This window comes from Nocardioides speluncae (genome assembly GCF_003121585.1).
GTDB classification, from domain to species: Bacteria; Actinomycetota; Actinomycetes; order Propionibacteriales; family Nocardioidaceae; genus Nocardioides; species Nocardioides speluncae.
This window is the reverse complement of the sequence record NZ_QEOO01000016.1, coordinates 19,120-34,119: the sequence shown is the minus strand read 5'-3', so window position 1 is coordinate 34,119 and position 15,000 is coordinate 19,120. Positions and strand designations below refer to the sequence as shown.

At 71.2% G+C, this 15,000-nt stretch carries 14 protein-coding genes; 8 read left to right on the top strand and 6 right to left on the bottom strand.

Annotation, left to right across the window (positions count from 1 at the left end; translation table 11 throughout):
• Positions 1-16 precede the first annotated feature (16 nt).
• The gene (locus tag DDV73_RS07585) at positions 17-1,030 is read left to right on the top strand and encodes a M48 family metallopeptidase (RefSeq protein WP_109506647.1); all 1,014 of its coding nucleotides are present in this window, start codon (positions 17-19) and stop codon (positions 1,028-1,030) included.
• Positions 1,031-1,040: 10 nt separating this feature from the next.
• Here the strand turns inward: DDV73_RS07585 and DDV73_RS07580 are convergent, their stop codons facing one another.
• On the bottom strand, positions 1,041-1,511 hold the full coding sequence (locus DDV73_RS07580) for a DnaJ family domain-containing protein (RefSeq protein ID WP_109506646.1): 471 nt from the start codon (positions 1,509-1,511) through the stop codon (positions 1,041-1,043).
• 33 nt (positions 1,512-1,544) lie between these two features.
• The gene (locus tag DDV73_RS07575) at positions 1,545-4,118 is read right to left on the bottom strand and encodes a hypothetical protein (protein ID WP_109506645.1); all 2,574 of its coding nucleotides are present in this window, start codon (positions 4,116-4,118) and stop codon (positions 1,545-1,547) included.
• 303 nt (positions 4,119-4,421) lie between these two features.
• On the opposite strand from DDV73_RS07575, the gene DDV73_RS07570 reads away from it, so the two are divergent.
• Positions 4,422-4,688: a peptidoglycan-binding protein gene (locus DDV73_RS07570; RefSeq protein WP_109506644.1), complete on the top strand. Its 267-nt coding sequence runs from the start codon at positions 4,422-4,424 to the stop codon at positions 4,686-4,688.
• Here DDV73_RS07570 and DDV73_RS07565 read toward each other — a convergent pair.
• A complete protein-coding gene (locus DDV73_RS07565) occupies positions 4,649-5,257 on the bottom strand; it encodes a TetR/AcrR family transcriptional regulator (protein ID WP_161962316.1) in 609 nt (202 codons plus the stop codon). The two genes, DDV73_RS07570 and DDV73_RS07565, sit on opposite strands and share 40 nt — an antisense overlap.
• 78 nt (positions 5,258-5,335) lie before the next feature.
• Between DDV73_RS07565 and DDV73_RS07560 the strand changes: the two genes are divergently transcribed.
• The gene (locus DDV73_RS07560; protein ID WP_109506642.1) at positions 5,336-5,767 is read left to right on the top strand and encodes an HIT family protein; all 432 of its coding nucleotides are present in this window, start codon (positions 5,336-5,338) and stop codon (positions 5,765-5,767) included.
• Positions 5,768-5,771: 4 nt separating this feature from the next.
• Here the strand turns inward: DDV73_RS07560 and DDV73_RS07555 are convergent, their stop codons facing one another.
• Entirely contained in the window at positions 5,772-7,241 is a 1,470-nt protein-coding gene (locus DDV73_RS07555; RefSeq protein WP_240617175.1) for an MFS transporter, read from the bottom strand.
• Positions 7,242-7,335: 94 nt separating this feature from the next.
• Here DDV73_RS07555 and DDV73_RS07550 point away from each other — a divergent pair, with 94 nt between their 5' ends.
• Positions 7,336-8,511 carry an ROK family transcriptional regulator gene (locus tag DDV73_RS07550; RefSeq protein WP_161962315.1) on the top strand — a complete coding sequence of 392 codons (1,176 nt, stop codon included), beginning with the start codon at positions 7,336-7,338 and terminating at the stop codon, positions 8,509-8,511.
• Here DDV73_RS07550 and DDV73_RS07545 read toward each other — a convergent pair.
• Positions 8,508-9,902, bottom strand: coding sequence for a M20/M25/M40 family metallo-hydrolase (locus DDV73_RS07545; protein WP_240617174.1), 1,395 nt, complete (start codon positions 9,900-9,902; stop codon positions 8,508-8,510). The genes DDV73_RS07550 and DDV73_RS07545 overlap by 4 nt on opposite strands.
• Positions 9,903-10,088: 186 nt before the next feature.
• Positions 10,089-10,712 (bottom strand): nitroreductase family protein, encoded by a 624-nt coding sequence (locus DDV73_RS07540; RefSeq protein ID WP_109506639.1) that lies wholly within the window; start codon positions 10,710-10,712, stop codon positions 10,089-10,091.
• Positions 10,713-10,799: 87 nt separating this feature from the next.
• Here DDV73_RS07540 and DDV73_RS07535 point away from each other — a divergent pair, with 87 nt between their 5' ends.
• From DDV73_RS07535 to DDV73_RS27800, 4 genes are all read left to right on the top strand, one after another.
• The gene (locus tag DDV73_RS07535) at positions 10,800-12,059 is read left to right on the top strand and encodes an allantoate amidohydrolase (protein WP_109506638.1); all 1,260 of its coding nucleotides are present in this window, start codon (positions 10,800-10,802) and stop codon (positions 12,057-12,059) included.
• The gene (locus DDV73_RS07530) at positions 12,056-13,435 is read left to right on the top strand and encodes a formimidoylglutamate deiminase (protein ID WP_109506637.1); all 1,380 of its coding nucleotides are present in this window, start codon (positions 12,056-12,058) and stop codon (positions 13,433-13,435) included. The genes DDV73_RS07535 and DDV73_RS07530 overlap by 4 nt, the downstream gene beginning before the upstream one ends.
• Positions 13,432-14,595, top strand: a complete 1,164-nt coding sequence (hutI, locus tag DDV73_RS07525) for an imidazolonepropionase (protein ID WP_109506636.1) — start codon at positions 13,432-13,434, stop codon at positions 14,593-14,595. Before DDV73_RS07530 ends, hutI begins: the two co-directional genes overlap by 4 nt.
• Before the next feature lie 160 nt (positions 14,596-14,755).
• On the top strand, positions 14,756-14,929 hold the full coding sequence (locus tag DDV73_RS27800; protein WP_154402651.1) for a hypothetical protein: 174 nt from the start codon (positions 14,756-14,758) through the stop codon (positions 14,927-14,929).
• The last annotated feature ends 71 nt before the right edge of the window (positions 14,930-15,000 follow it).

The following is a 15,000-nucleotide window of genomic DNA, read 5'->3' as shown; positions in this document are numbered from 1 at the left end:
ATGCAAACTTGGCGTCATGCCGAAGAAGCAGCCCGCGCGCCGCCGCGTCGTACTCACCCAGATCAGCTCCCGTGCATGGGAGCACCCCGCCGACCAGGGCGCGCTGGTCGCGCTCCGGAAGCTCAAGGGGTTCGACACCGTCGTGAAGGCGCTGTCCGGGCTGTTCAACGAACGGGCGGTGCGTCTGCTCTACCTCGGCTCGGCGATCCGCGTCGACGAGCGGCAGTTCGCGCGGCTGCACAAGCTGCTCGGCGAGGTCGGCGCGACGCTGGACGCCGACGAGCTGCCCGAGCTCTACGTCTCCGCCAACCCGGTCCCGAACGCGGTCACCATCGGCATGGACAAGCCGATCATCGTGCTGTCGTCCGGGCTGGTCGACCTGCTCGACGAGGAGGAGCTGCGATTCGCGATCGCCCACGAGCTGGGGCACGCGCTGAGCGGCCACGCGGTCTACCAGACCCTGCTGCTGCGGCTGCTCGCGCTGAGCGGCGTACTCAACGCGGTCCCGATCGGCGGCCTCGCCGCCCGCGCCATCCTGGCCGCGCTGATGGAGTGGTCGCGCAAGTCCGAGCTGTCCGCCGACCGGGCCGGCCTGCTCGCCACCCAGGACCCGTCCGTCGCGACTCGGGTGCACATGAAGCTCGCCTCTGGCGGCCACCTCGACGACCTCGACGCGACCTCCTTCTTCGACCAGGGCCGCGAGTACGAGGACTCCGGGTCGCTGCGGGACTCGGTGCTGAAGCTGCTGCTGATCGAGGCCTCGTCGCACCCGTTCCTGGTGGTGCGGGCCTCCGAGCTGCGGCGCTGGGTCGACTCCGGCGCCTACACCAAGGTGCTGGCCGGCGAGTACCCGCGCCGCGACGGCGACGAGGACGCCAAGGTCAGCGCGGCCGCCCAGCAGGCGGCGGCGTCGTACGCCGACAGCTTCCGGCAGTCCCAGGACGCCCTCGGCAAGCTGCTGCACGAGGCGGCCGGGGTGCTCGGCAGCGTCAAGGGCTGGCTGGACGAGACCCTGCGCCGGAACGGCTAGCGGCTAGCGGCTAGCGGCGGCGGTCGGCCCAGGCGGTGACCTCGGCGTCGACGTCGCGCGTCGGCGTGATCACCGGCGGCCCGCCCTGCAGCTGGCGGCGGGCCTCGACGACCCGCCGGTTGAAGTCCTCCAGCTCGCGGCGTACCTCGCGCTCGGAGGGGAGCCGGTCGAGCACGGCGTCGAGGTCGGCGTCGTCCTTGCGCAGCTGCAGCGCCGGCGGCAGCACGCCAGTGATCCGCTCGCGCTCGATGAGCTGCTTGACCCACCAGTCCGGGTCGTGCTGGGCGCCGAGGTCCGGCAGCGGCTTGCCCTTCCCGGGCAGGTCGTCGAACTCGCCGCGCGCCTCCGCCTCCTGGATCTGCAGGTCCACCCACTGCTGCTGGTGCTGCATCCGGGCCGCTGCCGCCGACCGCCCGGTCCGCGCGTCGGTCGCGGGCGCCCGCTCCGGCGTCCGCAGCGGCTCTTCGTCGTGGCTGCCCATCAGGCCTCCACGCTACCTACTTCCCGGTTGTCGCTAGCGCCTGGTTACGCAGTCAGCCGCACTCCACCCGCTGCGCCGCCCCACCTTGTCCGTGGCCTTCACACGGAAGCAGATCCGCTGCCCGACGGCCACCCGGCGAAAGACCTCGTTGCCGAAGCGGGAAGGGCTGCGGTCCTCAATCCTGCGCCACGCCCACGGGCTGACCCAGGGTCGGCTGGACGCACCGATCCGGTACTGCACGTGGTACGACGCGACGCCGCTTTCGTCACGTGCCCCGAAGGAGAAGTAGATCGACGCACCGCCGCCGTACGCGCTGCTGCGGGTGAGGCGCGGAGGCAGGCGGTCGACGCTTGTGCATCGGGCCTTCGACCACCACGACTCGTTGCCGTGGACATCCTTCGCACGGACCTGGAAGCAGATCGTCCGGCCGGCATCCACCGGGACCGAGAGGTAGGTCCGCTTGAGGCCGTAGTGGTACCAGTCCGACCATCCGCCACGTGCGGTGTCCCTGAGGCGAAGCCGAACCCGGTAGGAGTCCACGCCTCCGGGCGTCTCCTCGCCGGCGCTCGCGAGGTCGGCGTACCGCCACCGGAACGTGACCGGCGCCTTCCACTTCGACGTCACCAGGACCCGTGGCGATCCACTCGTGCCAAGGAGCTTGGGTGCGGTCCGGTCGGAGCGGGCGGCGGGGTCGCCGACCCAGTCGAGGGTGCGGACGACGACGCGACCGAACAGGTCGGCGTAGGCAAGCCGGCGACCGGATCCGTCGTCGACCGTCGCGGGGACGGTCGACTCGCCGACGACCTGAGAGTGATGCTCTGCCGTGAGGTCGACCGCGCGCACCCGCCAGGTCCAGTCGCCACGGAAGTCCGAGACGTACAGGAAGTCGTTGCCGAGCTGCCAGTCTTCGCCGGGGACCCGCCAGTTCCGGAGTCCGCCGCGAAGGTCGATGACGTGAAGTGTGTGCCCCAGGTACGCCGGGCAGCCGATCAAGGCCCAGCGACCGCGGACATCCTCGAGCCACGGGGTCTTCTGGCAGTCGACGCCGGCCTGGACACGCTTGATAGAGCCGCTGCCCGCCGTGTCGCGACCGGTGAGCACGCCGCGGCTCAGCTCCCAGATCCAGGTTCCGTCGAGCGCCGGCCGCGACGCAGTACGCCGGAGCTCCTTGCCGGTTCGCGCGTCCTGTACGACGAACGAGTCGGCGTCGCCCGGTGACAGGCGCAGCGAGACGAGCTTGCCGAGGCGCCCGAGGTCGACAGGGCCGTAGGAGACTACGTCCCGCGAGCCGGCCGGCCAGGTAAGCCGCCATAGGTCGTCGGCCCACCAGGGATTCTCGGGATCGACATCGGTATCGACCCTGGCAGCGAGCACCTCACCGGCGAGCTGGAGGACATCGCCGGTAGAGATCGACCGATCCGTCGGCAACGGTTCCGAGGTGGCGGGATCGGTCACCGGCGCCCACTGGTCGTCCTGGTACTGGCTGAGCGTCGAGGGTGACGCGGTGCGCGCCCCGGCTACCACGCGGTGCCCGGAGAGTCCGACGCTCTCCACGGCGGCGATGCTCGGCGCGGCAGCGGCGACAACCTGCGGCTGCCCGCCCGGTTGGAGGACCGCGATCTCGCCTTGTTGCCCATCGGCGAGCTTGAGGACCAGCGCGCCGTCGGCGGCAGAGCTGACGGCCAGTACGTCGCCGGCGACCGTCTCTCCGAGCTCGCCGGTCTCGAGGTTCACGAGCCGGAGGTCGGCGCCGCAGCCGGAGCCCGCGCACTCCTCAAGGGCTACCAACCCGTTGCCGAACGTGCTCAGCTGACTCGACCTCGTCTGGACGTCGACTGTGTGCGTCTGGTCGAGCGTCGACCGGTCAACCCAGGTCACCTTCGTGGTGGCATCGTTCGCGACCCACCGGAACACCCGGCTCGGCGTCAGGCCGTGACCGGGAACGTCGCTGACGGCGCCGGTCTCGATGTCGATCAAGCGGGGCACGCCGGCCATGCTGTCGTCGAAGATGGCGCCCGTCGGATCGGAGTCGAAGCCGTTTGCGGTCGAGCCTTCGAACGGACCGTCGACCTTCGTGTCCGAGCCGTCCGACCGAAGCAGGTGGATCGTCGGCCCGTGTCCGCCGCGGGCGGTGAGGACCCAGCCGGGATGGGCGGCGAGAACCTTGTCGTAGCCGACCTGGATCTCGGTCATCGTGCCGGTGTCGAGGTCCTCGAAGGCCACCTTCCGGCCGTTGCCGGCCGCCCGCAGCCAGACCGCGTGGTCGCCGCTGATCCGGTACAGACCTCCCCGGTCGACCAAGCTGGAGACCTGAAAGCTCCGGACCACGGCGCCGTCAGAGGCGCGCACGATGGTTCGGTACCCGGCGCCGTCGATGAGCGCGGTCGGGGTGACGACGTACTTCGACGAACCTGACGACCAGGTTTCACGAACCGGGCCCTGCTGGTACTGAGGCGGCAGTACCTGCGTGCTCGGCTCGGCGGCCGGTGCGCTGGCCGAGGTTCCGGTGGTCGGGATCATGGCGAGCCCGGCGCCGACGACGGCGACGGCGACGGCGACGGCGACGGCGACAATCAGCGCGCGGGTGCGCAGGCGGTGTTCCCCCATTGAGACGTCCCCTGTGGTGGTGGCCCTGGTCGTAGGCCAGTGAGATGAGTCGCCACATTGTGCATCAGGCGGGTGCAGAGCGCGTCATGAACGTGAACCAAGCGCGCGGCAACTTTTCTCGCCGTACGAGCGTCGGACCGGCGAGATGCGGGCCGAGGACGGCGCGCACGATCTCGATGTGGGACCCATGAACATCCGCAGCATCCTCGGCCGCCTGCTGGCGCTCGTCGTACTCGCCGCCGGCCTGACCACGGTGACCGTGCTCGGCAGCAGTACGCCGGCCGGGTCGGCACCGCGCCGCAGATGGTCCGGCACATCCCCGACTTCACGGTCTACCCGGGCTCGACCAACGACACCAAGGTCGGCACGCTCGGCAACGCGATGGGTCGGGTGCACGACGCCGCGTTCTACGACGCGGTCGGCAACGGCGAGAAGTACAACAGCGAGCTGGTCGCCCTGGTGAAGGCGTTCCAGCGCAAGGCCGGCATCCGCGACAGCGGCATCGTCGGCCCGAAGACCTGGACGGCGTACTACCGGGTCATCTCCGTCTCCGGCATGTGGGGCTGCTGAGACAAGGGTCGTGGCAGAAACCCTCGGCCGACCAGGTCGAGGACGTAGGAGCGGGTGCGCTCAGGGGTCCAGCCCCACTCGGCGTGGTGCACCCGCAGGTGCACGTACGGCAGCGTCACCGCATTGAAGAGCAGGGCGGCGTAGGGCCACGGCTCCTCGATCGGGGCCAGGCTGCCGTCGGCGGAGCCGTCGGTGAGGAAGCGCACGAACGGCGCCAGCAGGTTCACCTCGTCCTCGCTCTCGTCGACCACCACCGCGTCGTGGAGGTACATCTCCGAGTGGGCCAGCAGCGCGAGGTGCCGGTCGGCCAGCTCGCAGAGCGCGCCGATCGCGAGCTCGAGTCGCTCGGCGCCGCTGCCCGACTGGGCCAGCACCGGCCACATCAGGCTGCGGTAGTCAGCCGCGAGCTGCTGCCGAAGCTCGCGCTCGACCGACGCGCGGGTGATGCCGTGCCGCCACACGGTGGCGCGGGAGACGCCGGCGCGCGCGGCGATCCGGTCCAGGTTGAGCGCCTCCCAGCCCTCCTCGGCCAGCAGGGCCACGGCGACGTCGAAGAGCTGGCGATTCACAGGCGCCTCTCCTTGTTGAAACAGTTTGTTTCATGTTCCGATGACGGTCGTTTCAAGCATCGACGGAGGAAGGGCGAAATGACAACCACTGAGTCGTGTTGGTTCTGCAGGCCGAGTCGTGGCGAGGAGGAGCCGCCGGGCGGCTGGGTCTACGAGGACGCGCACTGGGTCGCCGGCCACGCGCCGGCGTCGTACGGCCCGCCCGGCCTGGTCATCGTCGAGGCACGGCGGCACTTCCTCGACACGGCGGAGATGACCCAGGAGGAGGCCGCGACGTTCGGCCCGGTGCTCGGCAGGGTCACCCGCGCGATCCATGAGGTCGTCGGGGCCGAGCGGGTCTACACCTGGGCGACGATGAAGGCCCACCCCCATCTGCATGTCTGGCTGGTTCCGTGGCGTACCGGCGAGACCACCGGCATCCAGCGGGTCGCCGAGCTGGAGTCGCATCCCTGCGAACCGAGCGAGGCGGAGCGGACCGCGAAGGAGCTGCGCGCGGCGCTCGCCCCCTGACGACTCAGTCGGAGAAGGCGTCGCGTGGGGTGACGAGAAGGCAGAGCGCGGCGACCAGTGCGGTGCCGGCGCAGATCACCCACACGGTGAGGTAGCCGGAGAGCTCCGCGTGGCCCTCCTCCGGGGTCTCCAGCGAGCCGGTGGTGGCCAGCGCGATGGCGAAGACCGAGGAGGCGATCGCGCCGCCCATGGTCTTGGTCGCGTTGGTCATGCCGGTGGCGAAGCCGGTGCGGTTGGGCGGGGCCGCGGCGGCCGCGGCGGCTGGCAGGGCCGCGACCAGCGTCCCGGAGCCGACGCCGACGAAGGCCATGTTGATCATCATCTGCGCGGCCGAGTCGTGGAACGGCACGAACAGGATGTAGCCCAGCGCGACCAGCGAGGCACCGACCACCAGGGTCCGGCGCGGCCCGAGCAGCCGGGCGCCGACCGGCAGCAGGAGTGCGCCCACCAGCAACAACACGACGTACATCCCGACCAGCACCGACACGAACCCGGCGCTGGCGCCGAGCCCGTAACCGGCCTCGTCGGGGTCGGTGCGCACGTACGTCGACAGCGGGATCTGCGCGCCGAGCACGCTGACGCCGAACAGGAACGCGGTCAGCTGCACTGGCCACTGCGCGGGCCGCGCCAGCAGGTGTACGTCGATCAGCGGCTCGTCGCGGGCGCTCTCGTAGCGGACGAACGGCAACAGCGTCGCCAGCCCGGCCACGATCAGCCCCCAGGCGACCAGGCTGCCCGGACCGTCCAGCCGGATCACCACGAGCCCCGCCATCACCAGCCCGATCGCGGCGGTGATCAGGGCCAGGCCGCCGAGGTCGATGCCGCCGGTCGCGGTCCCGGGAATCTCCTCGATGCCGAACCAGATCACGAAGAAGCAGATCGTCACCGCGACCGCCGGCAGCGCCAGCAGGAACGACATCGACGTTGCCTCGACCAGCATCCCGCTGGTCAGCGCGCCGACGATCACGCCGAGCTCCAGCCCGGCGACCAGCAGCGCAGCGGCCCGGCGGGTGAGCAGCGCCTGCTTGCCGGTGCCCGCGGTCCGGCGGTGGATGATCGCGACCTCGAGCGGCAGCCACACGACGTACGCGCCCTGCACCGCCCAGCCGATCAGGAACGTCGTGAACGACGGCGCGAACGCCAGGATCCACGAGCCGAGCGCGGTCACCGCGGTGGAGATCAGCAGCACCTTGCGGTGGCCGATCAGGTCGCCGAGCCGGGCGAGCGGCGGTACGACGAGCGCGGACAGGATCAGCTGCGCGGCCTCGAACCAGTTGACGTCGGCGTCCGAGATCTTCAGGTGGTCGGCGATGTCGCTGAAGATCGGCGTGTAGTAGCCCTGCAGGATGCCGCTGGCCAGCTCCACGCAGACCAGGAAGCCGACCACGGCCCACAGGCCGGGCACAGCGGTCCCCGCCCACTTGGTCGGCGGGGGTGGGGAGACGGTTCCGGCCGGTGCGGCGTCGTCAGGCACGGGGGACACTCTCGATGACCGGCGGCGCCCGTGGCAATGACCCGAGGCCCCGGGTATCGTCCGCCGCAGCCCGTCCAAGTGTGTAGGGGGTCCGGTGTCCCGAATCGACACCACGCTGCTGCGCGAGATCAACTGCGGCACGGTGCTGACTGCGCTGCGCGCCGATGCCGGCGCCGCGCTCCGGCTCGCCGAGCTGAGCACGCGCACCGGCCTGTCCCGGCCGACGGTCGGCGTCGCCGTTGACCGGCTCGTCGACGCCGGCTGGGTGGAGTACGTCGCCGGCGACGCCACCGCCCCGGGCCGGCCGGCGCGGCTGGCGCGGTTCCGGAGCACCGCGGGCTATGTCCTCGGTATCGACGCCGGCCCGCACAAGGTGCTGGCCGTGCTCGCGGACCTGCAGGGAGAGACCGTCGCCACCCAGCGGACCGAGGTGCCGGCCAACGAGTCCGCACTGGCCGTCGTCGGTGGCGTGGTGGACTCGCTGCTCGCCGAGGCCGGCGTGGCCGCGTCCGACGTCCTGTCCTGCGCCGTCGGTGCGCCGGGCATCGTGGCGGACGGCGAGATCGTGCACGCGCCGAGCGTTCCCGGGTGGACCAGCGGCCAGCTGGTCGCCGTACTCGCCGAACGCCTCAGTGTGCCGATCCAGGTCCACAACGACGCCAACCTGGCCGTGCTCGCCGAGCGGTGGTGTGGCGCGGCCGTCGACGCGGAGACCGTGGTGTTCGTCCAGTGGGGCACCCGGCTCGGCACCGGCATCCTGATCGGCGACCGGCTGCACCGCGGCGCGCACGGCGCGGCCGGCGAGATCGGCTACAGCATCACTCCCGAGCACGAGCAGGCGACGGCCGGCGAGGAGGGGCTCGGGCCGCTCGAGAAGGCGGTCAACGCCACCGCCCTGGTCGAGCTGGCGCGGCAGTACCGCCCGGACGGGGAGGCCATCGCCAGGCCGGAGGACGTCTTCGCCGCGGCCCGGGAGGGCGACGGCGGTGCGAAGGCGGCGATCGAGGCGGTCGCGGTCCGGCTGGCCCGTGGCCTCGCTCCCGTCGTACTCACCCTCGACCCGGACATGGTGGTGCTCGGCGGCGGCCTGTCCCTGGCCGGCGAGGCGGTCCTGAAGCGGGTTCGCGACCAGCTCGCCGGCCTCACCCTGGCCAGCTGTCAGCTGGAGCTGTCCGTGCTCGGTGATCGTGCCGTCGTCGTGGGTGCGGTCCGGCTCGCGCTCGACGACGTCGAGGCCCGGCTGCTGCCGCTGCGGCCGTCGACAAGCTAGTCCGGCAGCTGCTCGATCAGCCGCTCGTACCAGAGCACGCCCTCGGCGAAGGCGTCGACGCCGAGGTACTCGTCGTACGAGTGGATCGCCTGGCGCTGCGCCTTGCTCATCCGGAACGGCGCGAACCGGTAGACGCGCTCACAGATCGCGGTGAAGAAGCGGGAGTCGGTGGCGCCGGTCTGGACGTACGGCGAGGCGACGGCGTCCGGGAACGCCTCCGCGATCGTCGACTCCAGCAGCCGGAACGCGTCGTCATCGTCGTACGGCGAGATCGGCGAGGGCTCGTTGGCCTCGATCACGTCGAGGTGCACGTGCTTGTCGTGGACGGCGCGGCTCAGGTGGTCCATCACCGTCGCCACGGTGTCGCCGACCATGATCCGGATGTTGACGCCGGCCTTGGCGGTCGAGGCGATCACGTTCAGCGCCGGCGAGCCCTGCAAGGTGGTGACCGTCGCGGTCGTGCGGGTCATCGCGGCCGACTCCGGTCCGGCCGCGATCAGCGCCCGGGTGAGGATGTTGGGGCGGTTGCTGGCGCGCTTCATGATCGCGCGCATCGGGCCGGGCGCGTGCGGCGCGATCCTGCTGATCAGCTCGATCGTGGGAGCCGGCGCGGACGCGTGGAACGGCGCCTTCTCCAGCCGCAGGATCGCCCGGGCCAGTCGTGCGGTCGGCCCCATCTTCGCCGGGGTCGACGCGTGGCCGCCGCGGCCCTCGACCCGCAGCTCGACGCTGGTCACGCCCTTCTCGGTCACGCCGATCACCGCGATCGCGGGCTTCACGCCGGGGAACGCCTCGTGGGCGACCGCGCCGCCCTCGTCGAGCACGAACCAGGGCCGTACGCCGCGCTCCCGCAGGTGCTCGACGGCCTTGGGCGCGCACTTCCCGGAGACCTCCTCGTCGGCGCCGAAGCTCAGCCAGAGGTCCTGGTTGGGCGTGTGGCCGCGCTCCAGAAGCCGCTCGACCGCCTCGCAGATCGCGGTCAGGCAGCCCTTGTCGTCGAGGGTGCCACGGCCCCAGACGACCTTCTTGTCGCCTCCTGGGCTGCCGTCCGGTGCGTCGACCAGGTCGGCGCCGAACGCGTGGTGCTGCCACTCGCCCTCGACCGGCACAACGTCGAGGTGCGCCATCAGCACCACCGGCCGTTGGTCGGACAGTCCGGGCCAGTGGAAGAGGAGCCCGTGCGTGTGGATCCGGGTCAGGTCGAGGTGCTTGTGGAGGAGCGGAAAGTGGTGTCGGAGCTCCTCGAGGAACCGGTCGAAGCTGGCCTTGTCGATCTCGTCGGGGTCGCGATCGGAGACCGTCGGGATCCGCACCAGCGCCTGCAGCTTGGCGACCGCGCGGTCCTTGAGTGCGTCGTACTCCAGCGGACGGAGCGGAGAGGGGGAGACCACGGGCCCGACGTTAGTGGACATCTCTGGAAGTTCGTCGGGGTCTGAGCGGCCAGGGCACGCACATCGCTGCGTTGTCGTCGGTCGACGGGCCACCGGCCCGCCTCCCTCCTCCGCCTGGCGCTGCACGCACCCTGACCACTCAGACCCTCGACGAACGTCCGGAGATGCCCACTAACGCGCCGCGCGCTATCCGTGGTCCTGCCAGCGGCCGTGGTGGACGACGTCGTCGGCGGTACGGCGCGAGCGGCGGGCTGCTGAGCCGCGCAGGCCGGGGTCTCGGGGGACCCGGTGGCCGACGGTGATCGCGCCGATCGGGGTGTACTCGGCGGGGATGCCGAAGGCCTCGCGGAAGGCGCTCATGCCATCCGGCGGGATGCCGAAGAAGCAGGCGCCGAGGCCCTCGTCGACCGCGGTCTGCAGGATCAGCAGCGCCGCCATGCCAGTGTCGATGTGCCAGTACGGCACCGGCCAGCGCTCCTCGTCGCGGTCGGTCCAGCCCTTGTCGGGCTCGCTGTAGCGGTCGAGGTAGGCGTCGCGGTGGGACAGCGGCACGATGACCGCAGGCGCGGTCCGCATGCCCTCGAGCCAGGCGCTGGTGGTCGGTGAGTCGGACGGCGGTGTCGTGGACTCCCAGAATCGCTCAAGCTCCTCGGCCTGCTCCAGCCGCAGGAACGCCCAGCCCTGGCTGAATCCAGCACTCGGTGCGCGGATCGCGTGGTCGAGCATCCGGTCGAGGATCGCCGGGTCGACCGGGCGGTCGGCGTACTTGCGAACCATCCGGCGCCGGCGGACCACCTCTCGAAACTCCATGCCCGCCACTGTGCCAGTCTCAGATCTGAGACGCGCTACGGGCGGCGGTCGTTGACCCGGCGCCGGTGGCTGGATGAACTGTGTTGCATGTCGTTCGAGGAGCTATGGCGCGATCTGCAACCCGTCGGCAGGTCGGCCTCCTCGGGCGGCTACTTCCGGCAGCCCTTCGGCGCTGCCGAGCGTGAGTGTCACGCCTGGTTCCTGGAGGAGTGCGCCCGCCGCGACCTGCCTGTTTCGCACGACGGGAACGGCAACGCGGTGGCCTGGTGGGAGCCCGACGCTGCGATAGTCCAGAACGAAACGCATCAGTATGCGGCCAAAGGTGATGTCAAACGTTCTGGACTATCGCGTGGTGGCGTACTGACCGGGTCGCACCTGGACTCGGTCCTCGACGGTGGGGCGTACGACGGTCCGCTCGGCGTCGCCTCGGCGCTGGCGGCGATCGACGTGCTGCGGTCGCGAGGCTTCTCGCCGGTTCGGCCGATCGGAATCGGCGTCTTCGTCGAGGAGGAGGGGTCGCGGTTCGGGCTCGCCTGTTTGGGGTCGCGGCTCGCGGTCGGCGCGATCACGCCCGGCGCAGCGGCCGGGCTGCGCGACCGCGACGGCGTACCGCTGCTGGACGCGATGGCTGCGGCCGGGCTGTCGCCGTCGCTCGGCCGGAGTCCGCTGCTGGACCGGGTCGGGGTCTTCGTCGAGCTGCACGTCGAGCAGGGTCGCGACCTCGTCGACCGGGACGTCGCGGTCGGGGTGGCGAGCGGGATCTGGCCGCACGGTCGGTACCGCTTCGACTTCACCGGCGAGGCCAACCACGCCGGCTCCACCCGGATGGAGGACCGCCGCGACCCGATGCTCACCTACGCGATGACCGCGCTCGCGGCCAACAAGCAGGCGCGTCTCGCATCGTCGCGGGCGACGTTCGGCCGCCTCGAGGTGGCGCCGAACGGCACCAACGCCGTGCCGTCGCGGGTCACCGCCTGGCTGGACGCGCGCGCGTCCTCGGAGCTCGCGCTGGCCGAGCTGGTCGCGACCATCGAGAAGCAGGGCGTCGAGCGCGCTTCCCGGGACCGGACCTCGCTGGAGGTGGCGGCCGAGTCGGTTTCCGGGCCGGTCGCCTTCGACGCGGCGCTGGCGGCGCGGATCGCAACGCCTCATGGCTGGCCGATCATCCCGACCCAGGCCGGCCACGACGCCGGAATCCTGTCGCTGGCCGGCATCCCGACCGCGATGCTCTTCGTCCGCAACCCAACCGGCATCTCACACTCGCCCGAGGAGTTCGCGCCGATGGCCGACTGCCTCGCCGGCGTCGAAGCCCTCGCCGACACCCTGGCCCTGCTGGCGGCCGCGTGAGCACCTCCTCGACCTACCTCCTCGAGCGCGCCTGGGTCGACGGCGCCGTCTGCGACGACGTGCTGGTGACGGTGGCGGATGGGCGGTTCGCAGAGGTGGTGGTGGAATCCCCGGCCGGCCGGGGATTCCTGACGTTGTCGGCCGTTGCAACGCCCAACAACGTCAGCGAGAGCCTGACAACCCAGTCCGTTTTGCGCATTCCCGGCCTCACCCTCCCCGGCCTGGCGAACACGCACTCGCACGCCTTCCATCGGGCGTTGCGGGGGCGGACGCAGCGGGAGCGGGGGACGTTCTGGACGTGGCGGGAGCAGATGTACGCCGTTGCGGCAAGGCTCGAGCCGGACTCCTACTACGACCTCGCGCTCGCGACATACCGGGAGATGGCGGCGGCGGGGATCACCGGCGTGGGGGAGTTCCACTACCTGCACTACCAGCCCGACGGCACGCCGTACGACGACCCGAACGCGATGGGCCGCGCGCTCATCCAGGCCGCCCACGATGCCGGGATCCGGATCGCGCTGCTCGACACCTGCTACCTCAGCAGCGGGTTCGGCAAGCCGCCGGAGGGCGTGCAGGTGCGGTACTCCGACGGGACCGCCGAGGCGTGGGCCGAGCGAGTCGACCGACTCCAAGCCGACGGGTCAGCGGTCGTGGGCGCGGCGATCCACTCAGTGCGGGCGGTGCCAGCCGAGCAGCTGCCGACCGTCTCCGATTGGGCACAGCAGCGTCCGCTGCATGTCCACCTCTCCGAGCAGGTCGCCGAGAACGACGCCTGCGCCGCGGCGTACGGCGTCACCCCGACCCGCCTGCTGCACGACCACGGCGTGCTCGGGCCGCTCACCAGCGCGGTCCACGCCACCCACCTCACCGACGACGACATCGCCACCCTCGGCGAGACACAGACGTTTGCCAGCTTCTGTCCGACCACCGAGCGCGACCTCGGCGACGGGATCGGGCCGAGCCGGCGCCTCCACGAAGCAGGGAGCCGCCTCACGCTCGGCTCCGACAGCCATGCGGTGATCGACCTGTTCGAGGAGATGCGCGCGGTCGAGCTCGACGAGCGGCTGGCCAGCCAGCAGCGCGGCCACTGGAGCGCGGCCGAGCTCCTGGCCGCTGCCACGACGGACGGCCACAGCAGCCTCGGGTTCAGCGACGCCGGCGCCATCGCCAAGGGCCAGCGCGCAGACCTGGTCACCATCGACACCAACACCCCGCGCACCGCCGGGACGGGGCGCGACGAGAACACAGCGGTCTTCGCCGCCGCTGCCGAGGACGTCACCCAGGTGATGGTCGACGGCAGAGTCGTGGTCCGGCAGGGTGACCGGGAGGAGATCGGGCGACAGCTCGACGCAGCGATCGGAAGGCTCTGGGAGTGACCTCGACCCTCATCACCAACATCGGCGAGCTGGTCACCAACGACCCCGTGCGCGACGGGCTGCTCGGCATCGTCACGGACGCAGCGCTGGTCATCGAAGGCTCCCGGGTCGCCTGGGTAGGTCCCATAACCGAAGCACCCGCCGCCGACAGTCAGGTCGACGCCGGCGGCCGGGCAGTGCTCCCGGGCTTCGTCGACAGCCACAGCCATCTCGTCTTCGCCGGCGACCGGGCCCAGGAGTTCGCGGCCCGGATGACCGGTACGCCGTACTCCGCGGGCGGCATCCGCACCACCGTCGCCGCAACGAGACAGGCCACTGACGAGCAGCTGACCGCCCACACCGCCCGGCTCGTCCAGGAGATGCAGCGGCAGGGAACGACCACGGTCGAGATCAAGAGCGGCTACGGCCTGACCACCCACGACGAGGCCCGCAGCCTCGCGGTCGCCCGCCAGTTCACCGACGAGACCACGTTCCTCGGCGCCCACGTCGTACCCACCGAGTACGCCGACGACCCGGCGGCGTACGTCGAGCTGGTCACCGGCCCGATGCTGGCCGCGGCGGCGCCGTACGCGAGCTGGATCGACGTGTTCTGTGAGCGCGGCGCCTTCGACGCCGACCAGGCCAGGGCGATCCTGACCGCGGGCAAGGCCCACAGCCTGAGGGGTCGGCTGCACGCCAACCAGCTCGGCCCCGGTCCGGGCGTCCGGCTCGCCGCCGAGCTCGGCCTGACTGCGGTCGACCACTGCACTTACCTCCACGACGCCGACATCGCTGCCCTCCGCGACGCAGGCACCATCGCCACCCTGCTGCCCGGCGTCGAGTTCTCCACCCGTCAGCCCTACCCCGACGCCCGCGCCCTGATCGACGCCGGCGTCAAGGTCGCGATCGCGTCCGACTGCAACCCGGGCAGCTGCTTCACCAGCTCGCTGCCGCTGTGCATCGCGCTGGCCGTGCGCGAGATGCGGATGAGCCCCGCCGAGGCGGTGTACGCCGCCACTCAGCGCGGCGCCGAGGCCCTCGACCGCGACGACGTCGGCGCCCTGGTGCCCGGCAAGCGGGCCGACCTGGTGCTGCTCGACGCACCCAGCCACGTGCACCTCGCCTACCGCCCCGGCGTACCCCTCGTCGCCGGCGTCTGGGCTGCCGGCCGCCCGATCTGACGCTCGGCTCGGACTGCCTTAGACGGCCGGCCACCCGGCATGCCCCTACCTAAGGCACCTAGGTCCACCTCGGCCGTCCACGAATAGGGCAGTCGTCCGATGTGAGGGCCTACCTCATAGGCGCAATCTCCTTGTCATCAGCCCGAACAAGGAGATCGAGATGAACAACCTGAACACCTGGACCGACCGCCTTCTCCTCGACCAGGAGGACTACCTCCGTGAGGCCCGCCACCGGGCTCTTGTCCGCAAGGTGAAGGCAGACCGCAAGCCGAAGGAGCAGAAGGTACGCCGGCACCGCGCCGGCACCCGCCTGGTTCAGCGCTTCGCGGCCTGATGGCCGGCACAGCGACGGCCCCAGGAGTGCCGTCTGGCGGAATATTGTCGGTGATGCACGACATCATGTGT